Origin of the sequence: Marivita sp. (genome assembly GCF_051859345.1) — a bacterium.
Lineage (GTDB): Bacteria > Pseudomonadota > Alphaproteobacteria > Rhodobacterales > Rhodobacteraceae > Marivita.
In genome coordinates, this window is record NZ_JBHYFV010000007.1 from 63,829 (window position 1) to 84,436 (window position 20,608).

Below are 20,608 nucleotides of genomic sequence, written 5' to 3' on the forward strand. Positions count from 1 at the left end.
AGCAAGGTAGGACATGGCGGATGGTACAAAACCAACAAGTGCCTGCACCTGGACGCGATTTTTGGTTAGCCGAACGACAGGGCCGGTTTCTGAACCGCAACCAAGGTGCCGAAGATCGGTTTGCCCAGTTCATTGCGCAGCCGCGCATGTTTGATGGTCTTCGGTTTGGGAAATCCGGCTCCGGCCAGCGTTTTCGTCAGGTAATCGACGGTGTGCTTGTGTCGCCCGGACGGATACAGTTTGAAGCCGGTTTTGACTGCCGGATCGCCTTCATGCTCGACGGTGAGCAACAGCCATCCACCCGGAGTCAGGATTCTTCCGAAGTTGCCAAGCACCGTGTTCAGTGAACCGAAATAGACCAGAACATCGGCACAAATGATCACGTTGAACGTGCCCTCGGGATAGGTGGCGATCTCGGAGAGGTCGGTTCGCGCCAGAAAATCATACCCGCCCTTTTCACGCGAAATCTCGAGCATCTTGACCGACAGGTCGACCCCGAAAAGCTCTTTGGCGTAGGGGCGCAGGAAATCGGCACACAGGCCCGTACCACACCCGGCATCCAATATCCTGCGGGACGCGTTCTTGGGCAGTTGCAGTTCTTCCAGGGCGGTGAACACCATGCTGGGACCGTTATTGTCCAGCTTGCTGAGTTGTTTGTCGTAACTCTCGGCAAAACCGTCGAACAGTTCGACGGCCATCCCGTGCTGGTCCAGCTTTTTTGTGGTCATGCCTTGCGAGGCAAGGAAGAAATCAAGCTTGGCGCGCTGCGTGCTGGTCTTGCAGTGTTTACTCGACAATTCGAGACATGCGCGCGCTGGACCATCGCAATTGAGATGGTTGAAAATCGTCGCGAAATGCAGAGTGGCGTCGAATTTCCTATCGGTACGGTCGCAATAGTCGTTGGCAACCTGCATCGCCTCGTCCAGACGGCCGCGATAGACCAGGAACGCCGCGTAGCCCACAGCAACAGTCATGTTGTCGGGAACCTGCGCCAGGGCCTTTTGACAAAGCGTTTCTGCTTCATCGTAGTGACCCATATCGGCGAGCGCTTCGGCCGCGGGAAGCATGGCGCGCTCGGGGTCTTTGAGTTGGTCGATACGGCTCTTGATCTTGTCGTAGGTCGCGGAGAAAACGGAGTCCGCAATCTCTGTCCCGCCGATCTGCTTGATCAAGAGCGCCGCCTTTACCGCCGTGTTCAAAGGCAGATCGGGGATCTTCAGGATCTCTTCGCACAGCGCCCACGCGTCCTCGGACTCTCCCTTGTCGATCAGCGCGTTCACATCATGCAGTTTGCCTTCGACTCTTGACGTGGCTTCCGATGAAACCTCGAGAATGGTCTCAACTGCGTCCGGCGCAGATTGCTCGACTTGCGGTTTCGGCACGTTTCGATCCTTCGACATGGCGATCCATGTCAAGTGTGCTGCGGACCGCGTAACAAATCCAGAGGCAAATGAAAGAAACCTGCGCCCAGCAAGGTGACGCGGCAGATTCGGCTGTCGGGTGGGGATGGTGCTGTGAGAGAGGATTGAACTCTCGACCTCACCCTTACCAAGGGTGTGCTCTACCACTGAGCTACCACAGCGCCGGGGCGTCTTGTCGACGTGGCGGGTGATTAGACGCAAACGGAAATCGGTGCAAGCGCAATCTGGACCCTTTTTCGCCGCTGGGATAGGAAGTGGTCATGACGCAGAAAACCTCATCCGGGAAATCGACGGCGACCGCGCGGGAAGACAGGCTCAAGGCCGCGCTGAAGGCGAACATGGCCAAGCGCAAGGCGCAGGCAAAGGCGCGAGCCACCGGCGCGACGGATGAGGCCAAAGACAACAAAAACACGAATGAGGGCAGTTAAGACCGATGGACCAGATTATCGTGACCGGAAACGGCCCGCTCAGCGGCCAGATTCCCATTGCCGGGGCCAAGAACGCCTGCCTGACGCTGATGCCGGCGACACTCTTGAGCGAGGAGCCGCTGACGCTGACGAATGCGCCGCGCCTCAGCGACATCCGCACCATGACGACGCTGTTGCAGTCGCTGGGGGCCGAAGTGCAGGCCTTGCAGGACGGTCAGGTGCTTGCCATGTCGAGCCATGACCTGACCTCGACACGGGCGGATTACGACATCGTGCGCAAGATGCGGGCGTCGATCCTTGTGCTGGGTCCGCTGCTGGCGCGGTTCGGACATGCGGAAGTGTCGCTGCCCGGTGGGTGCGCGATTGGCGCACGGCCCGTGGATCTGCATCTCAAGGCGTTCGAGGCGATGGGGGCCGAACTGGACCTGCGCGATGGCTATGTGCATGCCAAGGCGCCTGCGGGCGGGTTGAAGGGGGGACTCGTCGATTTCCCCTTCGCGTCGGTGGGCGCGACGGAGAACGCGCTGATGGCGGCGACGTTGGCCAAGGGCACGACCGTATTGAAGAACGCCGCCCGCGAGCCCGAGATCGTGGACCTTGCCCGCTGCCTGCGCAAGATGGGCGCGCAGATCGACGGAGAAGGCACGTCCGAGATCACCATTCAGGGCGTGGATCGTCTGGGGGGCGCGACGCATCGGGTGGTGACGGACCGGATCGAATTGGGCACTTACATGCTGGCCCCCGCCATCTGTGGCGGTGAGGTGGAATGCCTTGGCGGCAAGATCGAATTGCTGGCGGCGTTCTGTGAAAAGCTGGACGCAGCCGGGATTTCCGTTGAGGAAACGCCGAACGGGCTCAAGGTGGCGCGCAAGAACGGGCGGGTGTCGGCAGTGGATGTGACGACCGAACCGTTTCCGGGCTTTCCGACCGATTTGCAGGCGCAGATGATGGCTTTGCTCTGCACCGCCGAGGGCACCAGCGTGCTTGAGGAAAAGATTTTCGAGAACCGCTTCATGCATGCGCCCGAACTGATCCGGATGGGGGCCAATATCGAGGTTCACGGAGGCACGGCGACGGTCAAAGGCGTCGAGCATCTGAAGGGTGCCCCGGTGATGGCGACCGATCTGCGCGCGTCGGTGTCGCTGATCCTTGCCGGTCTGGCGGCCGAGGGTGAAACGATTGTCAGCCGCGTCTATCATCTTGATCGGGGCTATGAACATGTGGTGCGCAAACTGTCGAGCGTGGGCGCAAAGATCGAAAGGGTATCGGGACAGTGACGCAGGACGCCACATTCGAAGACGGCACGGCCAAGCCCTTGCGGCTGGTGGCGATGGACATTGAAGACCTGCAAGTGCTGTCGGCGCTGTGTCAGGACTCGGTGTTTCCAGCGACCGAAATGCAATGGCACCGCGGCAAGCAGCGCTTTGGCATTCTGCTCAATCGGTTCCGCTGGGAGGAAATTCCCAAGGCGGACCGGGGCAAGCGCACACCCGAGAGGGTGCAATGCGTGCTGGCGGTCGAGAACGTGCAGCGCGTCGCCAGTCAGGGTGTGACGCAAGGCGATGTCGATACGATCCTGTCGCTGATGTCGGTCACTTTCGACCCGGACGAGTCGGGCGGTGGCGCGGTATTGCTGACGCTCGCCGGGGACGGTGCGATCCGTCTTTCAGTGTCCGAGCTTGAAGTGGCCCTGCGCGAAGTGACGCGGCCCTACGCGGCAGTGTCCGGCAAGGTGCCGGATCACAAGGAATGACGATCCGGCGACTGACGCCGAAAGACTTGTCTGCGTTCCGGGCTTTGTGGGCCGATGGGCTGATGCGGGTGCCCACCGCGTTTCTGTTCAGCGCCGAAGAAGTCCGCGCGATCCCGAACCGGGACGTGGAGCGCGGGCTTTCGGTCAACCTGACGCTTGGGGTCTTTGATGATGCCCAGCGGCTGGTGGGATTCGTCTCTGCCCGCCGTGGTCAGCCCAATCGTATGCGGCACATGGCCGATATTGGACCGCTTTATGTGCGCGCCGATGCGCAGGGGCAGGGGTTCGGCCGCGCCTTGATGGAGGCGCTGTTGCAGCAACTGACGGACGCGGGTGTGCAACAGGCGGAACTGGTGGTCGATGTGGAAAACACCGGCGCGCAAAGGCTGTACCACGCGCTGGGCTTTCACGTCTTCGGAACGCGCCCCCGGTCGGTGCTGATCGACGGCCTGGGGCGGGATGATTTCCTGATGATCAAGGCGCTGGATGACACCGACCTGACGCGCGGCGCTTGAGGGTTCGGGCATCGCGGTCTAAGTACCCGGCAACTGCTGATCCGGAGGGCGCAATGCCACAATTTCTGTCCACGCTTGATGCCGATTTCGACACGCGCTTTACCGCTTTGCTGGGGGCCAAGCGCGAGGACAGCCCGGATGTGGATGACGTGGTGGCTGGCATCATCGCGGATGTTCGGGCGCGCGGCGATGTGGCGGTGCTGGAGTTGACGGCAAAATTTGACCGGCTTGAACTGACCGCGACGCAGCTGCGCGTGTCCGAGGCCGAGATCGACGCCGAGATCGCCAAGGTGCCCGAGGCCGAACGCATCGCGTTGGAAACTGCGGCGGAGCGTATCCGTGCCTATCACGCAAGGCAATTGCCGCAGGACGAGATGTGGACCGACGCACAGGGCGCGACGCTTGGCTGGCGCTGGACGCCTGTGTCGGCGGCGGGGCTGTATGTGCCCGGCGGGCTGGCCAGCTATCCGTCCTCGGTCCTGATGAACGCGGTTCCGGCCAAGGTGGCGGGAGTCGGGCGTTTGGCGGTTACCGTGCCGACGCCGGACGGCGTCATCAACCCGCTGGTGATGATGGCCTGCCGGATCGCCGGGGTCGACGAGGTGTACCGGATCGGCGGCGCGCAGGCGATCGCGGCGCTGGCTTATGGCACCGACACCATTGCGCCGGTGGACAAGATCACCGGGCCGGGCAACGCCTTTGTGGCGGCGGCGAAACGGCGTGTGTTCGGCAAGGTTGGCATCGACATGATCGCGGGGCCGTCGGAGATCCTGGTGATTGCCGATGGCGAGAATGACCCGGACTGGATCGCTTTGGACCTGATGTCTCAGGCAGAACATGACGAATCCGCGCAATCGTTGCTGATCACGACCGATGCTGCGTTTGGGCAGGCGGTGGCGAATGCTGTGGAGAAACGGCTTGAAACACTCGAACGCCGCGCGATTGCCGGGGCAAGCTGGCGCGATTTCGGCGCGGTGATCACCGTGCGTGATCTGGACGAGGCGGTGACACTGTGTGACCGCATCGCGCCCGAACACCTCGAGCTGTGCGTGGCGGACCCCGACGCGCTGTCGGCACGCATCACCCATGCGGGCGCGATCTTCTTGGGCCAATGGACGCCCGAGGCCATCGGTGACTATGTCGGCGGTCCGAACCATGTTCTGCCCACGGCGCGCTCTGCGCGGTTCTCGTCCGGGCTGTCGGTGCTGGATTTCGTCAAGCGCACGACGCTGGCCCGCATGTCGCCCGAGGCATTGCGCGCGATTGGTCCTGCGGCGGAAACGCTGGCGCGGTCTGAATCGCTCGAGGCACACGGCCTGTCCGTCACGGCACGTCTGCGCAAGCTCAACGGCTGACCTTTCGCGCGGCATCCAGATGCGCTAGCGATTGGCTGACTTATCAAGAGGTGCGCAATGATCCCGGTTCAGGGTTTTGAAGGCCATCAGGTGGCCGTGTTGGGATTGGGCCGGTCCGGCCTGTCGGCGGCGCGTGCGCTGCGCGAGGGCGGTGCAACGGCGGTCTGCTGGGATGACAACCCCAATGCCCGCGAGGCAGCAGAGGCCGAAGGGTTCGAGACCCGCGACCTGTCGCGCGACAATGCGTTCGATGCGATTGCCAGCCTGATCGTCAGCCCCGGCATCCCGCATCTATATCCTGCGCCCAATCCGGTGATTGCCAAGGCATGGCGCGCCGGTGTGCCGGTAGACAATGACATCGGCCTGTTCTTCCGGTCGCTGGCAACGGGCGAATGGGACGAGTTCGACACCGCGCCGCGCGTCATTGCCGTGACCGGATCGAATGGCAAATCCACCACCTCGGCGCTGATCCATCACATCCTCGAAACCGTGGGGCGCAACAGCCAGCTTGCCGGCAATATCGGGCGCGGGGTGCTGGACATCGACCCACCGGGGGATGGCGACGTGGTGGTGCTGGAACTGTCCAGCTACCAGACCGATCTTGCCCGCGCGTTGACGCCGGATGTGGCGGTGTTCACCAACCTGTCGCCGGATCACCTTGACCGGCATGCCGGGCTGGGGGGCTATTTCGCGGCCAAACGCAGGCTTTTTGCCGAAGGTGGCCCGGATCGCGCGATCATTGGCGTGGATGAAAACGAAGGGCTGTATATCGCCAACCAACTGGCCGAGGGGCCGGGGGATGACCGGGTGATCCGGGTGTCATCGGGCCAGAAACTGACCGGCCCCGGTTGGCTGGTCTATGCGCGCAAGGGCTTTCTGACCGAATGGCGAAAAGGTAAACAGGTGGGGTCCATCGACCTGCGCGGCATCAAGGGACTGCCGGGCGAACACAATCACCAGAACGCCTGTGCCGCCTATGCGGCTGTGCGCACGTTGGGAATTGCGCCGCGCCAGATCGAGTCGGCCTTGGAGTCGTTCGGGGGACTGCCGCATCGCAGCCAGATCGTGGGGGAACAAAACGGCGTGACCTTCGTCAATGACAGCAAGGCGACAAATGTCGATTCTGCGCTCAAGGCGCTGCTGGCGTTCCGCAACATCCGCTGGATCTGTGGCGGTCTGCAAAAGGAAGGTGGCCTGGACGGGCTTGCACCGGGCCTCGAGCATGTCAGAAAGGCCTATGTCATCGGACGCGAGGCGGATGGGTTTGCCGTGCAACTGTCCGGGGTCGAAACCGAGGCCTGCCGAACGATGGAAGCCGCCGTGGCGCGTGCGGTTGCAGAGGCGGAACCGGGTGATGTGGTTCTGCTTGCACCGGCAGCGGCGAGCTTTGATCAATATGACAGCTTTGAAAAACGCGGCGAGGATTTTGTCGCTCGGGTGACTGCCGCGTTGACGGCGTAGACCCGCGGACTTTGCGCCCGCGGGTCCTGCTGATGGTCTACTTGAGCTTTTGCGCGACGTTGTCCGCAAAGGCGTTGATCATGGCCTGATATACCTCGGTGCTGGCAATGGTCATGCTTTCCAGATCAACCTCCGGAGAGGTCGCCGACATGGCCTGACCGGCGGTTATGGACAGTTCGTATTCCTCGTTGTTGAGAAGGCCGGGAACACGGATTTCCACCAGTCCGGACAGAGTCGAATCTTCAAGCGCGTAGGCGTTTTCGAATGCCGAAGCCAGCGCGACTTCATTGATGTCGACCACGACCTCTGCGCCGTCTTCGCCCAGTTGAGACGTGATGCGTTCGGCAATCGCCGTTTCAAGATCCGTGCCAAGCGACGTCCAGACCTGTGCCGCCTCGCTGTTCTCGATTGCGGGGAGGTCAACGGAGACATCAATCTCGCTGACGGTCTGCGCGGCGAAGGCACCGGTCGAAAAAACCGAAAGAGCGATGCCGGTTGCAAGGGTCTTAAACATGTCAATCTCCATGTGTTGCTGTGGGCTTTGAACCCGCGCCACATGAAAATCGTTCCCGACGTGGATTTTAGCTCCGGCGGGTTATTGCCGAGCATGCGCTTTGCGAAGTTCGTGCAGGACGCCGGATTTCACCGCTTCGGCATGGATCACACCAAGCTGGGCGGGGATCTTTTCAAGACCCAGAATGTAGGCGATCGCAAACCGGTGCATCCCGCCGCCATCGCGCAGCGGCGTGCCGTCACGGGCGATGTGGACAAGGATACCGCCCTGTTCGCGTCGGGTCCGGTTGACCGCGCCGTGCGGGCGCAGGGTGCCGGTGCGCCGTGCTTCGTCATAAATCCGGTCAAGCTGGTCGTAGCGTGCGATCAGATCCTCGCGGGTACGGCATCCGTCGATCCGGCCCTCTTCGTCGATCCGTTTGAGCATCCAGTCGAAAAGATTGGTGTTCTGCCACGGCACGCCCCGTTCGAAATGGTCACGGATGCTGTCCAGTTTGATCTGACTGCCGAAGGGTTTGCGTGACAGATCCCAATCCCCGCGCGCCACAAGCCCGGAATGGCGCCTGCGAAACAGCGGAGCACCGTTCGAGGGGGCGGCTATGTACCAGTCGGTCACGTCGCGTGGACGAATCCAGATCAACTCGTCGCTTTGCGGGGCATCAGCCCCGTACCGCACTCGGTTGACGACATCGCGCACCACCTTGCCCGGCAGCCCGGCCGCAAGTGCCTTTTTGACCTTTATCATAGCGATTTGTTGCGGAGTTGTGCCAGCGCGTGGCGGTTGATGGCTTCTGGATGTACGACGCCAAGCTGTGCGGGGATACATGTCAGACCCAATGCGCGGGCGATGCCCATGCGGTGGTTTCCGATAGCGCCGAAGATCGGTATGCCATGTCGGTCAAGGTGCACATACACCCCTCCGGGCAAGCGGGGTGTTCCAAAGCGGGCGACGGTCTCGTCGCGGAAACCATTTTTGCGGATATCCGAATAAAGCGCGTCGATCATTTGGTATCGCGCGATAATGTCGTCGAGGGTTCGGCAGCTGTCGAACTGGCCACGTTCGGCGATCACGTCCTGCATGCGTTCATAGACACCTGTGTCGGCCCAAGGCACTCCTTGCTGGAAATGCGCGAGGCAGGCCGCGACCTTCCAGGACTCGTCAAGCGGTTCGGTGTGCTGATCCCAGTCTCCCGCCAGAACCATGCCGGAGTGACGCCGCCTGAAATCCGGCGTCTGCGCGGGGTTGCGGGTGTAAACGCGGCTCAGGCATGAGGGGTCGATCCAGATCCGTTCCTGCGCGCGTGGGCAATCGACGCCACCCGAAAGGCGGTTCGCAATATCGCGCAACGGCCCTTGCAAAAGGGCAACAGCGAACGACGGGAATGAAAGAGTAAGGGGCACGATTCACATAATGTAAACGTCTTGTAAAATTTCAACCCCGTTCGAGGATTGCCCGGCCCGCTGCAACACCCGAACTCCACGCCCATTGGAAATTGTACCCCCCTAGCCAGCCGGTCACGTCCACCGCTTCGCCGATCATGTAAAGGCCGGGAACGTCGCGCGACATCATGGTTTTGCTGTCGATCCGGTCGGTTGCGATTCCACCCAGTGTGACCTCTGCCGTGCGGTAGCCTTCGCTGCCCGATGGCGTCAATGTCCAGTTGCGCAGGCGGTCCGTGATGTCGTCAATCCGTTTGTCCGAAAGATCGCCGACATTGCCACTCAGGGTCAGATCCCCTGCCAGAAATGCAACCAAACGCTCTGGCAGCACCTCTGCCAATGTTGTGGTCAGGTTCCGCTTGCCTTGGGTGGTGCGTGCGGTACGCAGGGTGCCTTGCAGATCGTGTTCGGGCAAAAGGTTCAGCGAAACGGAGTCGCCGTCTTTCCAGTAGCTGGAAATCTGCAAGATGGCCGGTCCGCTTAGCCCGCGATGGGTGAACAACATCGCCTCTTCGAATTCGGTTCCGTTGGCCGATGCCGTCACCGGCGTTGCCACACCTGACAGGGGGGCGAAGCGTTGGTCGGTAAAGGTCAACGGCACAAGGGCAGGCCGTGTTTCGGTCAGCACATGTCCAAACTGACGGGCTATGTCATAGGCAAGGCCCGTGGCGCCCATCTTGGGGATCGACTTGCCGCCCGTTGCCAGCACAAGATTGCGCGCCGTTATCCGGTGGCGTTTGCCCTCGCGGTCAAGGTCGGCGATGAAATGCGTTCCGTCATGGGTCAGCCCAACAAGCGAGGTTTGCAGCCAAAGCTGCGCCCCGGCACCTGTCAGTTCCGCGCGCAACATCTCGATGATCTGGGTTGCCTTGTCGTCGCAGAACAACTGTCCCAGCGTCTTTTCATGCCATGCGATCTTGTGACGGTCCACAAGGTCAAGAAAATCCCACTGGGTGTATCGGCTGAGTGCGGATTTGTGGAAATGCGGGTTCTGGCCCAGAAACCGCGCCGGATCGGTGTGCATGTTGGTGAAATTGCAGCGCCCTCCGCCCGAGATGCGGATTTTCTCGCCGGGTGACTTGGCGTGGTCGATCACAAGCGTGGACGGTCCGGCCTGTGCCGCGCACATCATGCCAGCCGCGCCAGCGCCAAGGATCAATGTGTCGACCTGCATGGCGGGCATCCATCACGGAACCGCTCGACGCGCAAGTGCCACACCGCGAATCATTGCACTGGATCGGTCGAATCATATCGGTTAGGATGGAGTCAAAGGCCCGGGAAAACACGGGCGATTGAGGCAGTAGTAGCGGTGAAACCATGACAGAGATGGTCTATGGCGCGGTTCCTTCGCGCGAAGGCGAACCTGTGTTGCCGAAGTGGTGGCGCACGGTCGACAAATGGTCCTTGTCCTGCATTCTGATCCTGTTTGGCATCGGAATCCTGTTGGGGCTGGCCGCGTCGCCTCCGTTGGCAGAGCGCAATGGCTTTGCGGCCTTCCACTATGTGCAGCGCCAGGCGGTGTTTGGCGGTCTTGCGCTGGGTGTGATGATCTTCGTGTCCATGCTGGGCCCGGTCGTGGTGCGCCGCCTTGCGGTGATCGGATTCATCGCAGCCTTTATCGCGCTGAGTATGCTGCCTTTTTTCGGGACGGATTTCGGCAAGGGCGCGGTGCGCTGGTATTCTTTGGGGTTTGCGTCGGTCCAGCCATCCGAGTTTCTGAAGCCCACATTTGTGATTGTCGCCGCATGGCTTCTTGCCTCCAGTCAAGAGCTTGGAGGCCCGCCAGGCAAGACACTGTCCTTTGCGATCACTGTCAGCATTGTCCTGATGCTCGCGCTTCAGCCCGACTTCGGTCAGGCCTGTCTGGTGCTGTTCGGCTGGGGCGTGATGTATTTCGTCGCCGGTGCGCCGATGCTGTTGTTGATGATCATGGCGGGGTTTGTCGTGTTGGCCGGAACGGTCGCCTACCAGAATTCGGAACACTTTGCGCGCCGCATTGACGGCTTTCTCAGCCCCGAAGTCGATCCCACAACGCAGTTGGGGTATGCCACCAATGCCATCCGTGAAGGCGGGTTTCTGGGCGTCGGTGTCGGCGAAGGGCAGGTGAAATGGTCGCTGCCGGATGCGCATACCGATTTCATCATTGCCGTGGCCGCCGAGGAATATGGCCTTGTGCTCGTCCTGATCATCATCGCGCTGTATGCGACCATCGTGGTCCGGTCGCTGCTGCGGCTGATGCGGGAACGTGATCCGTTTATCCGTCTTGCCGGCACCGGGCTGGCGTGCATGTTCGGCGTTCAGGCCATGATCAACATGGGGGTTGCCGTGCGCCTGTTACCCGCCAAAGGCATGACCTTGCCCTTCGTGAGCTATGGGGGATCGTCCCTGATCGCCGGTGGCATCGCCGTGGGCATGCTTCTGGCCTTCACGCGCACCCGTCCACAGGGGGAAATCGGCGATATCTTGCGGGGACGGTTGCGCTAGAGCCATCATCTGGGGCGTTTTGCGCCCGGTTTGTTGACAAACGGGCGTTGGACAGGTCTCTGTCCTTCAATCGTTGGGTGGGGCGACCATGAGCAAACCATATTTGATCATTGCAGCAGGCGGCACCGGTGGACATATGTTCCCGGCTCAGGCTCTGGCCGAGGTCATGCTGCGTCGTGGATGGCGGGTGAAGCTGTCCACCGATGCGCGGGGCGCGCGCTATACGGGTGGGTTTCCGCATTCGACCGAAATCGAACAGGTCGCCAGCGCGACCTTCGCGCGCGGTGGTATCTTCGCCAAGGCGATGGTGCCATTCCGCGTGGTTGGCGGTGTGGTGTCGATGGCGTGGCGGATGCTGCGCGACAGGCCGGACGTGGTGGTCGGCTTTGGCGGCTATCCGTCCATTCCGGCGCTGGGCGCGGCGTGGATCTTGCGGCGTCCGCGTATGATCCACGAACAGAACGGCGTTCTGGGCCGAGTGAACGGGATTTTTGCCAAGCGGGTGGATCGCGTGGCCTGCGGGACATGGCCGACAACCCTGCCGGACGGAGTCGATGCCGTTCATGTCGGCAATCCGGTCCGGCTGGCCGTGAAAGAACGGGCAGGCGCGGGGTATATCTCGCCGGGTGATTACCCGATGTCGATCCTTGTGATCGGGGGCAGCCAGGGCGCGCGCATTCTGTCCGATGTGGTGCCGCCCGCGATTGCGTCCCTGCCGTTGGAAACGTTGCAGCATCTCCGTGTGAGCCATCAGGCGCGAGACGAAGACGGCGACCGCGTGGCGGCGTATTATGCGGAACACGGTGTCGATGCCGATGTGCAGACCTTCTTCACCGACATCCCCAAGCGCATGACCGAAGCGCAGCTTGTCATCTCGCGCTCGGGCGCGTCGAGTGTCGCCGATATTTCGGTCATCGGCCGCCCGTCGATCCTGATCCCCTTTGCCGCCGCAACCGGGGATCACCAGACGGCAAATGCCCGTGGCCTTGTCGAGGCGGGGGCCGCGATCCGTATTCCCGAAAGCATGCTGACCGTGGACAGCCTTGCCGAACAGGTTGCGGCGGTTTTGCAAAACCCCGATGCGGCTTTGCAAATGTGCCTTGCCGCCGTGCGCGCCTCCAAACCGAACGCCGCCGAAGACCTTGCCGCGCTTGTGGAAACACTGGCCGGCCGCGAACACCAAGACCCGGAAGGACAGACAGAATGAACGCCGCCACCAAACTGCCCGTCGATATCGGCGCCATCCATTTCGTCGGCATCGGTGGCATCGGCATGTCCGGCATTGCCGAAGTGCTGGTGAACCTGGGATACACGGTGCAGGGGTCGGACCTGAAGGCGTCCAAGATCACCAACCGACTGGCCGATCTGGGCGCGCGCATCTTCGAAGGGCAAAGGGCCGAGAACCTTGACGGGGCCGAAGTGGTTGTTGTGTCCACGGCGATCAAGCCGGGCAATCCCGAACTGGACGAGGCGCGCAAACGTGGCCTGCCGGTGGTGCGCCGGGCCGATATGCTGGCCGAACTGATGCGCCTCAAGTCGAACATCGCCATTGCGGGCACCCATGGCAAGACGACGACCACCACGATGATGGCCGAACTGATGGTGGCCGGGGGCTTTGACCCGACCGTGATCAATGGCGGGATCATCCACGCCTATGGCTCGAATGCGCGGATGGGGCAGGGCGAATGGATGGTGGTCGAGGCGGACGAGAGCGACGGATCGTTCAACCGGCTGCCTGCGACCATAGGGGTCGTCACCAATATCGACCCCGAGCATATGGAGCATTGGGGCGATTTCGACCGGTTGCGGCAGGGGTTTCAGGACTTCGTGTCAAATATCCCGTTCTACGGCATTGCCGTCTGCTGCACCGATCATGAAGAGGTGCAACGGCTGGTGGGCAAGGTCACGGACCGGCGTGTCGTGACCTATGGCTTCAACGCGCAGGCGGATGTGCGGGCGGTGAACCTGACTTATGAAAAGGGCGTCGCGCATTTCGACATCGCGCTTCAGACCGAAGGCGACGTGATCGAGGGCTGCACCCTGCCGATGCCCGGTGATCACAACGTGTCGAACGCGCTGTCCGCTGTCGCAGTGGCGCGGCATCTGGGCATGAAGAAATCCGAGATCCGCGAGGCGCTGGCGGCCTTTGGCGGCGTCAACCGGCGCTTCACCAAGGTGGGCGAATGGAACGGTGTCACCATCATTGACGATTACGGCCACCACCCGGTCGAGATCGCCGCCGTTCTGCGCGCGGCGCGTCAGGCGTCGGAAGGCCGCGTGATCGCGGTACATCAACCGCACCGCTATACCCGGCTGTCGAACCTCTTTGACGATTTCTGCGCCTGTTTCAACGAAGCGGACGTGGTGGCGATTGCCGAGGTCTTTTCGGCCGGGGAAGACCCCATTGAAGGCGCATCGCGGGATGACCTGGTGGCCGGTCTGATCCGCCACGGCCACCGCCATGCCCGCGCGATCCTGAACGAGGACGATCTGGAACGGCTGGTGCGCGAACAGGCGCGTGAGGGGGACATGGTGGTGTGCCTTGGGGCGGGCACGATCTCGGCCTGGGCCAACGGGCTGCCGGAGCGGTTGGCTCAGAATTGATCGCCGATCCTCCCGTGGTGGGAATGATCGGCGACAATTTACCTTGCCGTTGGTTTTGGTGGCGTCGATGATGCAGGCATGATCAAAGCGTCTGAAATCACAGACAAAGATTCGCTACAAGCGTGGCTTGAGACTCGGCAGCGGGTGGACTCAATTGCTATCGCGCACCGCGCTGCAATGCGTGTATTTTCCATTTGGGGGGCTTCTTTGAAAGAAAGATGGCACATCAACTTCGACGCTTCGATGATGATTGCCTTTCGGTGTGCTCTCTCAACTGGCGCTTCGCAGAATGCAGGAGCACTTGGAAAGCATCTTTTAGAGCGGTCGATTAGTGAAGGCTTTGATTTGACTCGAGCTTCGTGGTCGGCTCACGAAAACGGTTCCGGGTGGTCACAATCCGACGACAACGCATTTCGAGCTGCAAGTCATGCAGTTTTGTCGACGGCGGCCGCTACAGGAGAAACAAATGTTATTAGTCTGCCGGAAAATAAATTTGGCACAGCTGAATTGAGCTCAATGGTCGTGCAGTACGCTGCCGATGCTGTATACTCCGTTTTGTCGAGTGAGCCCGAGATAGCACGAAAATCCCACGATGAAATTTGGCGGTTGGCAGCTTCAGATGCAATAAAGGTCGAAGTAGGATTAAATCCCGCTCTTAACAACCTTTGGGAAGGCCGAATGCCTAATTGGTGTGCCACCAAAGAGGCGAAGATGTTGTCGAATTGGGACACCGACCCCAAACCCCGTTGGGCGTTCTGGCGGCGTTGGTGGAACGGCGTCGTGACCGGTCGTCCGCTTGATCCGAAGTTGCAGTTGGCACTGGTCGAAGAGATAGACGACGAGACATGGCGCGACCCCGACAAAGTCGCTGCGCGGATTGTGGAGATTGAAGAAGAATTCCATAAGTCGGCGGATGTCGATCTTTACACGGCGACATTGTTTGATTTCACGTTTGACAAGATGGCTGGCGTCATGCGGGCTGTTCCTCTCCCGCAGGATTGGGAACATCTTGATGATCCCGACCGGCTCTCTGAATTCCTGAGGGACGCAAGTGAGCTTCGTGAAAAGCTTGACTTGATGTGCACCGCTTTGCGCGCCGAAGGACGGGCGATGCAAGGGGCTGGCATCGTCGCAACCTATGCAATCGCTGTTCTTGATGAACTCAAGCGCGCGGAAAACCTTGGCGAGTTGCGCGTTGGCATGTTGATGGAATACGGACGTATTCTTGAAAGCGCCGCAAACTCTGATGAGACCCATAAGGAGTTTGGTCTGCTTTCACCTGCTTTGAAAGCAAATGTGGAAAGCCTCCGCGCTCTTGTTCGAGATCACTTTGCCTACACGTTGGCCCGATCATCAGTTCTCAAGTCAATCCGTCTTGAAGACGACGCTGACCCTGTCAGGGTTTTGTCATTATTCCGCGACCTTGTTCTAGACGCAAAGGAAGCCCGCGCATCAAAGCTTGTGCCGATTTCAAGGGAAGATGCGGCGATTCTGTCGGATATTCTTGATAGCGTGGATAACAAGATCAGGGCTTTGGCGGTCTCAGATGACGCCGATAATCGATCAAGTCTAAAGAGGGACATGGATTTCCAGATGGCAAAGGTCGGGGCGACCTATGCAGTCTACCGAGATCGTGCGAAAGCCGTGTCAAAGGGTGCCGAGGGTGTCAGTGATGATGTCTTGAAATGGTCTAAGCGTGGCGAGGGCCTATGGGCTTTGGCGCGACGACTTTGGGACAGTTTGTCTGGGTAATTTTAGATCGCCCGAAAACAGGGGCGTTGCCGCTCGGCGAGCGGCATCATTCCAAGATACTTTTGAACCAGAATAGTTCGTACCGCGCTATTTCCTTGGCATCACCGTTTTGCGACCGTGATTTGGCCCGAAACTGCCCGTATCGGCGGGAGCGAACAACACGAAGGAACACGGGCGCGCATGCTTCTCTGGCTATCTATCGGTTGGGTATTTGCCTCGGCTCTGGTTGCGATGTTGCCGATGCGATGGCAATATGTGCCGGGTGTGGCGTTGTTGCTGGCGGCGCCGGTGTTGATTGGCCTGATTGCGCAGAGTGTCGGCCTCTGGGCGGCCTTTGCGGCGGTTCTGGCCTTTGGGTCGATGTTTCGCAACCCGTTGCGGTGTTTCTATAGGCGCCTGACAGGGCAAGTGGTGGAGCTTCCCCGATGATGAGTTATTCCCTCAGCGCGGCCTGTTGCTGGATCGTTCTTGCCGCGATCCTTGCCGCGATCCCGTCGCAGGACAACCACTGGCGGCGGGCCTATTTCCTGATGGCGCTGGGCGCACCGATCCTTGTCTGGGTATACATGGCGGACGGGCTTTACTGGGGGCTTGCCTTTACCCTTGCGGTCCTGAGCGTGTTTCGCTGGCCGCTGCGGCACCTTTTTGCGTGGGTCCTGCGGCAGGTGAGACGCCGCGCGGATTGAGGCTTTACGCGCCGGGACCCTTTGGGCAAAACGCGGGGCATGAACACACTTCCCGAAGTCAGGGGCACGCTAAGTCCCGATAAACCGCTTTCCGATCTGACCTGGCTGCGCGTCGGCGGGCCTGCGGACTGGTTGTTCCAGCCTGCCGATATTGAGGATTTGCAGGCCTTCTTGCGGGATTTGCCGCAGGATGTGCCGGTCTTTCCGATGGGCGTCGGTTCGAACCTGATCGTGCGTGATGGCGGATTGCGCGCCGTGGTGATCCGTCCTGGACGCGGGTTCAACGGGATTTCGGTTGAGGGTTCCCGCGTGACCGCCGGCGCGGCGGCGCTGGATGCGCATGTCGCGCGCAAGGCGGCGGATGCAGGTGTCGATCTGACCTTTTTGCGCACCATTCCGGGGGCTATTGGCGGCGCGGTCTGCATGAACGCCGGGTGTTACGGATCCTATGTCGCGGATCATCTGATCGCGGCGCAGGTCGTGCTACGGTCCGGCGACCTGGTGACACTGCCTGTGTCGGAGTTGCAGCTTGCCTATCGCTCAAGCGTGCTTCCCGAAGGCGCGGTGGTGATCGGGGCGGAGTTCGAGGGGGTGTCGGGCGATCCGGACGCCTTGCATGCGCGGATGACGGACCAACTGGCCAAGCGCGATGCGACGCAGCCCACCAAGGACCGCACGGCCGGCAGCACCTTCCGCAACCCGGCCGGGTTTTCGTCAACCGGAGCCGCCGATGATGTGCATGATCTCAAGGCCTGGAAGGTGATTGACGAGGCCGGTTTGCGCGGGGCGACGCGTGGCGGGGCGCAGATGTCTCCGAAACATCCGAACTTTCTGGTCAACACCGGCACGGCGACGGCGGCGGACCTTGAAGGATTGGGGGAAGAGGTGAGAAAAAAGGTTTTCTTGCACTCTGGAATAGAGTTACACTGGGAAATTAAGCGCATCGGCGAACCGATACGCTCTGACGAGGGATAAACCTTCGCAGTTCAGGCGGTGCGCCGGGCAGGTTGCACAAAATAACAAGGGGCGTGGCCCCGGCAGAAATGGGGGAAAACCCCCATGATTTGAGGCGATTTTGGGAATGTCGAGCAGGGCAAACCCGAAAGTGGCAGTATTGATGGGTGGCCCCTCGGCCGAACGCGAGGTGTCCCTGTCGACAGGGCGTGAATGCGCCGCCGCTTTGCGGGACGAAGGATATGAGGTGCACGAGGTCGATGCCGGCCGCGACCTTGCATCCGTTTTGGCGGCTCTTTCACCGGATGTGTGTTTCAACGCCCTGCATGGCCGCTGGGGTGAAGATGGCTGTGTGCAGGGACTGCTGGAGTGGATGGGCCTGCCCTATACACATTCCGGCGTTCTGGCCTCTGCCCTGGCGATGGACAAGGAGCGGACCAAGGATGTCTACAGGCGGCATGGCTTGCCGGTGGTCGACAGCGTTCTGGCTTCGCGGGATGTGGTGATGGCGTCACATGTCATGGCACCTCCCTATGTTGTGAAGCCGTATAATGAGGGGTCGTCGGTGGGCGTTTACCTTGTGAACGAAGACGCCAATGGCCCGCCGCACCTGTCCGATACCATGCCCGAGACCGTGATGGTCGAAGCGTTTGCGCCGGGGCGGGAATTGACGACAACGGTGATCGGAGATCGGGCGCTGTGCGTGACGGATATTCTGACCGACGGTTGGTACGATTACGATGCCAAGTACAAGCCCGGAGGTTCGCGCCATGTGTTGCCTGCGGACGTGCCGCAAGAGATTACAGCCCTGTGCCTTGAATATGCCGTCAGGGCGCATGACGCGCTGGGGTGCCGTGGTGTGTCGCGCACGGATTACCGCTGGGACGAGGCGCGTGGGCTGGACGGGTTGATCCTTCTCGAGACCAACACCCAGCCGGGCATGACCCCGACATCGCTGACGCCCGAACAGGCGGCGCACACGGGTATGAGCTTTGGCGCGCTGTGCCGCTGGATGGTGGAGGACGCGTCATGTCACAGATGACCGCGCGCCCCGATCCCGCACCGTCACGGCTCAAGTACCGGATGGAGCGGCTGATGCTGACGCCGCTGTTCCGGCTGCTCTTGCGGTTTGGTCTGCCCTGTCTGCTGACCTTTGGTGTGGCAAGCTGGTGGCTGTCGGCCGAAGACAATCGGATGATGATCACGGACACCTATGCCGAGATGCGCGCCAAGGTCGAAAGCCGTCCGGAGTTCATGGTCAATCTGATGGCGGTTGATGGGGCAAGCGATCTTGTCGCCGAGGGAATCCGAGAGATGCTGCCGCTGGATTTCCCGATCAGTTCCTTTGACCTTGATCTTGAGCAGATGCGCGAAACGGTTGTTTCGCTGGATCCGGTCAAATCGGCGCGGCTTTATGTGCGCCAGGGCAACGTGTTGCAGGTTGACGTGGTCGAACGCATTCCCGTTGTGCTGTGGCGCAATGACCGGGGCTTGCAGCTTTTGGACAATGAGGGCGTTCTGGTGGGCCCGGCGTTTGTGCGCTCCGACTGGCCCGACCTTCCGTTGATCGTCGGGGATGGGGCCAATACCCATGTGGTCGAGGCGCTTGACCTTGTGGCGGCCGCCGAGCCGTTGTCCGCGCGGTTGCGTGGGTTGGTGCGGATGGGCGAACGGCGCTGGGACGTCGTGCTGGATCGCGAGCAGCGCATCTTGTTGCCCGAAACCGAGGCCGTGCGCGCGCTTGAACGGGTGATCGCGATGGATCAGGCGGTCGACATGCTGGAGCGCGACCTTCTTGCGGTCGACCTTCGGCTGCCGAACCGACCGACACTTAGAATGACAGATGGGGCCGTGCGCGAATTGGTGCGCATTCGAGCCATCGAGGCAGGGGAACCAGTGGAATGATCGAGCTTTACGAGTCTCAACGGGCGATGCGCAACATGCGCCGGGCGGCGATGCAGCGAGGAGTGATTGCCATTCTCGACATCGGCAGCTCCAAGATCGCCTGTCTTGTGCTGCGGTTTGACGGAACGGACCGCGGTATCGAAAGTGACTCGATCGGATCGCTGGCCGGGCAGTCCGGGTTCCGGGTGATCGGCGCGGCCACAACGCGCTCACGCGGCGTACGGTTTGGTGAAATCGACTCGATGAGCGAAACCGAACGGGCGATCCGCACAGCGGTGCAGGCGGCGCAGAAGATGGCGCAGATCCGCGTAGATCACGTCATTGCCTGTTTTGGCGGGGCCGATCCGCGCAGCTATGGTTTGGCCGGCAAGGTCGAGGTGGCTGGCAATACGGTGGATGAACAGGACGTGGCGCGCGTTCTGTCGGCCTGTGATGTTCCCGATTTTGGTCACGGGCGCGAAGTGATGCACGCGCAGCCGGTGAACTTTGCACTCGACCATCGCTCGGGGTTGATTGATCCGCGCGGGCAGATCGGTCAGGAGCTGGCCACCGACATGCACATGCTGACGGTCGATGCGATGGCGGTGCAGAACCTTGCGCATTGCATGAAGCGCTGTGACCTCGAACTCGCAGGCATTGCCAGCTCGGCTTATGTGTCGGGCGTGTCCGCGTTGGTCGAGGACGAACAGGAACTGGGGGCCGCCTGCATCGACATGGGCGGTGGATCAACCGGGCTGTCGATCTTCATGAAGAAACACATGATCTACGCCGATGCGGTGCGCATGGGGGGTGATCATGTGACCAGCGACATTTCGATGGGATTGCAGGTTCCGATGGCTGTCGCTGAGCGGATCAAGACGTTTCACGGTGGCGTCGTTGCGACCGGGATGGACGACCGCGACATGATCGAGATCGGCGGTGATACCGGCGACTGGCACCATGACCGCCGCACGGTGAGCCGGGCTGAACTGATCGGCATCATGCGCCCGCGGGTCGAGGAAATCCTTGAAGAGGTGCGGGCGCGGCTTGATGTGGCGGGTTTCGAGCATTTGCCAAGCCAACAGATCGTGCTGACCGGCGGGGCCAGCCAAATCCCTGGTCTGGATGGTTTGGCGACCAAAATCCTGGGTCAACAGGTGCGTTTGGGGCGGCCCATGCGGGTGCATGGATTGCCACAGGCGGCAACCGGTCCGGGCTTTGCCAGCGCGGTTGGGCTCTGCCTGTTTGCCGCGCATCCGCAGGACGAATGGTGGGACTTTGAAATCCCCGTAGACCGCTATCCGGCGCGGTCCCTGAAGCGCGCGGTCAAATGGTTCCGCGACAATTGGTGATCCCTG

At 61.1% G+C, this 20,608-nt stretch carries 21 protein-coding genes and 1 tRNA gene; 16 read left to right on the plus strand and 6 right to left on the minus strand.

What is annotated here, in order from left to right; translation table 11 throughout:
• Positions 1-65: 65 nt before the first annotated feature.
• Positions 66-1,382, minus strand: a complete 1,317-nt coding sequence (locus ACTIEN_RS06925) for a methyltransferase domain-containing protein (RefSeq protein ID WP_439522391.1) — start codon at positions 1,380-1,382, stop codon at positions 66-68.
• Positions 1,383-1,507: 125 nt separating this feature from the next.
• Positions 1,508-1,582: transfer RNA gene (locus ACTIEN_RS06930), tRNA-Thr, on the minus strand.
• Between the two features lie 99 nt (positions 1,583-1,681).
• On the opposite strand from ACTIEN_RS06930, the gene ACTIEN_RS06935 reads away from it, so the two are divergent.
• From ACTIEN_RS06935 to murD, 6 genes are read left to right on the plus strand one after another with little or no spacing between them, the layout of a single operon-like run.
• Positions 1,682-1,849 (plus strand): hypothetical protein, encoded by a 168-nt coding sequence (locus ACTIEN_RS06935; protein WP_439522392.1) that lies wholly within the window; start codon positions 1,682-1,684, stop codon positions 1,847-1,849.
• A gap of 5 nt (positions 1,850-1,854) precedes the next feature.
• The gene (murA, locus tag ACTIEN_RS06940) at positions 1,855-3,126 is read left to right on the plus strand and encodes a UDP-N-acetylglucosamine 1-carboxyvinyltransferase (protein ID WP_439522393.1); all 1,272 of its coding nucleotides are present in this window, start codon (positions 1,855-1,857) and stop codon (positions 3,124-3,126) included.
• Positions 3,123-3,602, plus strand: coding sequence for a DUF2948 family protein (locus tag ACTIEN_RS06945; RefSeq protein ID WP_439522394.1), 480 nt, complete (start codon positions 3,123-3,125; stop codon positions 3,600-3,602). Before murA ends, ACTIEN_RS06945 begins: the two co-directional genes overlap by 4 nt.
• Positions 3,599-4,117, plus strand: coding sequence for a GNAT family N-acetyltransferase (locus tag ACTIEN_RS06950; protein WP_439522395.1), 519 nt, complete (start codon positions 3,599-3,601; stop codon positions 4,115-4,117). The genes ACTIEN_RS06945 and ACTIEN_RS06950 overlap by 4 nt, the downstream gene beginning before the upstream one ends.
• Positions 4,118-4,170: 53 nt before the next feature.
• Entirely contained in the window at positions 4,171-5,472 is a 1,302-nt protein-coding gene (gene hisD, locus ACTIEN_RS06955) for a histidinol dehydrogenase (protein WP_439522396.1), read from the plus strand.
• 57 nt (positions 5,473-5,529) lie between these two features.
• Entirely contained in the window at positions 5,530-6,933 is a 1,404-nt protein-coding gene (gene murD / locus ACTIEN_RS06960) for a UDP-N-acetylmuramoyl-L-alanine--D-glutamate ligase (RefSeq protein WP_439522397.1), read from the plus strand.
• A gap of 37 nt (positions 6,934-6,970) precedes the next feature.
• On the opposite strand, the gene ACTIEN_RS06965 is transcribed toward murD, so the two are convergent.
• From ACTIEN_RS06965 to ACTIEN_RS06980, 4 genes are all read right to left on the minus strand, one after another.
• Positions 6,971-7,447, minus strand: a complete 477-nt coding sequence (locus tag ACTIEN_RS06965; protein WP_439522398.1) for a hypothetical protein — start codon at positions 7,445-7,447, stop codon at positions 6,971-6,973.
• Positions 7,448-7,528: 81 nt separating this feature from the next.
• On the minus strand, positions 7,529-8,191 hold the full coding sequence (locus tag ACTIEN_RS06970; protein ID WP_439522399.1) for a hypothetical protein: 663 nt from the start codon (positions 8,189-8,191) through the stop codon (positions 7,529-7,531).
• Positions 8,188-8,793, minus strand: coding sequence for a hypothetical protein (locus ACTIEN_RS06975; RefSeq protein ID WP_439522400.1), 606 nt, complete (start codon positions 8,791-8,793; stop codon positions 8,188-8,190). Before ACTIEN_RS06975 ends, ACTIEN_RS06970 begins: the two co-directional genes overlap by 4 nt.
• Before the next feature lie 85 nt (positions 8,794-8,878).
• Positions 8,879-10,060, minus strand: a complete 1,182-nt coding sequence (locus ACTIEN_RS06980) for an NAD(P)/FAD-dependent oxidoreductase (RefSeq protein WP_439522401.1) — start codon at positions 10,058-10,060, stop codon at positions 8,879-8,881.
• Positions 10,061-10,203: 143 nt separating this feature from the next.
• Here ACTIEN_RS06980 and ftsW point away from each other — a divergent pair, with 143 nt between their 5' ends.
• The 10 genes from ftsW (at position 10,204) to ftsA (ending at position 20,602) form a co-directional block, all read left to right on the plus strand.
• Positions 10,204-11,370 carry a putative lipid II flippase FtsW gene (gene ftsW, locus ACTIEN_RS06985; RefSeq protein WP_439522402.1) on the plus strand — a complete coding sequence of 389 codons (1,167 nt, stop codon included), beginning with the start codon at positions 10,204-10,206 and terminating at the stop codon, positions 11,368-11,370.
• Between the two features lie 88 nt (positions 11,371-11,458).
• On the plus strand, positions 11,459-12,577 hold the full coding sequence (locus ACTIEN_RS06990; protein ID WP_439522403.1) for a UDP-N-acetylglucosamine--N-acetylmuramyl-(pentapeptide) pyrophosphoryl-undecaprenol N-acetylglucosamine transferase: 1,119 nt from the start codon (positions 11,459-11,461) through the stop codon (positions 12,575-12,577).
• Positions 12,574-13,974 carry a UDP-N-acetylmuramate--L-alanine ligase gene (murC, locus tag ACTIEN_RS06995; protein ID WP_439522404.1) on the plus strand — a complete coding sequence of 467 codons (1,401 nt, stop codon included), beginning with the start codon at positions 12,574-12,576 and terminating at the stop codon, positions 13,972-13,974. Before ACTIEN_RS06990 ends, murC begins: the two co-directional genes overlap by 4 nt.
• A gap of 78 nt (positions 13,975-14,052) precedes the next feature.
• On the plus strand, positions 14,053-15,726 hold the full coding sequence (locus tag ACTIEN_RS07000; protein WP_439522405.1) for a hypothetical protein: 1,674 nt from the start codon (positions 14,053-14,055) through the stop codon (positions 15,724-15,726).
• Positions 15,727-15,906: 180 nt separating this feature from the next.
• Entirely contained in the window at positions 15,907-16,155 is a 249-nt protein-coding gene (locus ACTIEN_RS07005) for a DUF2484 family protein (protein ID WP_439522406.1), read from the plus strand.
• Positions 16,152-16,412: a DUF2484 family protein gene (locus tag ACTIEN_RS07010; RefSeq protein WP_439522407.1), complete on the plus strand. Its 261-nt coding sequence runs from the start codon at positions 16,152-16,154 to the stop codon at positions 16,410-16,412. Before ACTIEN_RS07005 ends, ACTIEN_RS07010 begins: the two co-directional genes overlap by 4 nt.
• A 39-nt stretch (positions 16,413-16,451) precedes the next feature.
• Positions 16,452-17,387: a UDP-N-acetylmuramate dehydrogenase gene (murB, locus tag ACTIEN_RS07015; protein WP_439522408.1), complete on the plus strand. Its 936-nt coding sequence runs from the start codon at positions 16,452-16,454 to the stop codon at positions 17,385-17,387.
• 106 nt (positions 17,388-17,493) lie between these two features.
• Complete coding sequence (locus tag ACTIEN_RS07020; protein ID WP_439522409.1) at positions 17,494-18,408, plus strand: D-alanine--D-alanine ligase; 915 nt, start codon at positions 17,494-17,496, stop codon at positions 18,406-18,408.
• Complete coding sequence (locus ACTIEN_RS07025; protein WP_439522410.1) at positions 18,396-19,271, plus strand: cell division protein FtsQ/DivIB; 876 nt, start codon at positions 18,396-18,398, stop codon at positions 19,269-19,271. Before ACTIEN_RS07020 ends, ACTIEN_RS07025 begins: the two co-directional genes overlap by 13 nt.
• Positions 19,268-20,602, plus strand: coding sequence for a cell division protein FtsA (ftsA, locus tag ACTIEN_RS07030; protein WP_439522411.1), 1,335 nt, complete (start codon positions 19,268-19,270; stop codon positions 20,600-20,602). The genes ACTIEN_RS07025 and ftsA overlap by 4 nt, the downstream gene beginning before the upstream one ends.
• Positions 20,603-20,608: the final 6 nt, after the last annotated feature.

What these genes read in the sequence shown, in the direction of transcription:
- ACTIEN_RS07005 (WP_439522406.1), top strand. Translation starts at nt 15,907, where the DNA reads ATGCTTCTCTGGCTATCTATCGGTTGGGTATTTGCCTCGGCTCTGGTT.
- ACTIEN_RS07025 (WP_439522410.1), top strand. Translation starts at nt 18,396, where the DNA reads ATGTCACAGATGACCGCGCGCCCCGATCCCGCACCGTCACGGCTCAAG.
- hisD (WP_439522396.1), top strand. Translation starts at nt 4,171, where the DNA reads ATGCCACAATTTCTGTCCACGCTTGATGCCGATTTCGACACGCGCTTT.
- ACTIEN_RS07010 (WP_439522407.1), top strand. Translation starts at nt 16,152, where the DNA reads ATGATGAGTTATTCCCTCAGCGCGGCCTGTTGCTGGATCGTTCTTGCC.
- murD (WP_439522397.1), top strand. Translation starts at nt 5,530, where the DNA reads ATGATCCCGGTTCAGGGTTTTGAAGGCCATCAGGTGGCCGTGTTGGGA.
- ACTIEN_RS06990 (WP_439522403.1), top strand. Translation starts at nt 11,459, where the DNA reads ATGAGCAAACCATATTTGATCATTGCAGCAGGCGGCACCGGTGGACAT.
- murA (WP_439522393.1), top strand. Translation starts at nt 1,855, where the DNA reads ATGGACCAGATTATCGTGACCGGAAACGGCCCGCTCAGCGGCCAGATT.
- ACTIEN_RS06950 (WP_439522395.1), top strand. Translation starts at nt 3,599, where the DNA reads ATGACGATCCGGCGACTGACGCCGAAAGACTTGTCTGCGTTCCGGGCT.
- ACTIEN_RS06970 (WP_439522399.1), bottom strand. Translation starts at nt 8,191, where the DNA reads ATGATAAAGGTCAAAAAGGCACTTGCGGCCGGGCTGCCGGGCAAGGTG.
- ACTIEN_RS06980 (WP_439522401.1), bottom strand. Translation starts at nt 10,060, where the DNA reads ATGCAGGTCGACACATTGATCCTTGGCGCTGGCGCGGCTGGCATGATG.
- murB (WP_439522408.1), top strand. Translation starts at nt 16,452, where the DNA reads ATGAACACACTTCCCGAAGTCAGGGGCACGCTAAGTCCCGATAAACCG.
- murC (WP_439522404.1), top strand. Translation starts at nt 12,574, where the DNA reads ATGAACGCCGCCACCAAACTGCCCGTCGATATCGGCGCCATCCATTTC.
- ACTIEN_RS06935 (WP_439522392.1), top strand. Translation starts at nt 1,682, where the DNA reads ATGACGCAGAAAACCTCATCCGGGAAATCGACGGCGACCGCGCGGGAA.
- ACTIEN_RS07020 (WP_439522409.1), top strand. Translation starts at nt 17,494, where the DNA reads ATGTCGAGCAGGGCAAACCCGAAAGTGGCAGTATTGATGGGTGGCCCC.
- ACTIEN_RS07000 (WP_439522405.1), top strand. Translation starts at nt 14,053, where the DNA reads ATGATCAAAGCGTCTGAAATCACAGACAAAGATTCGCTACAAGCGTGG.
- ftsW (WP_439522402.1), top strand. Translation starts at nt 10,204, where the DNA reads ATGACAGAGATGGTCTATGGCGCGGTTCCTTCGCGCGAAGGCGAACCT.
- ACTIEN_RS06965 (WP_439522398.1), bottom strand. Translation starts at nt 7,447, where the DNA reads ATGTTTAAGACCCTTGCAACCGGCATCGCTCTTTCGGTTTTTTCGACC.
- ftsA (WP_439522411.1), top strand. Translation starts at nt 19,268, where the DNA reads ATGATCGAGCTTTACGAGTCTCAACGGGCGATGCGCAACATGCGCCGG.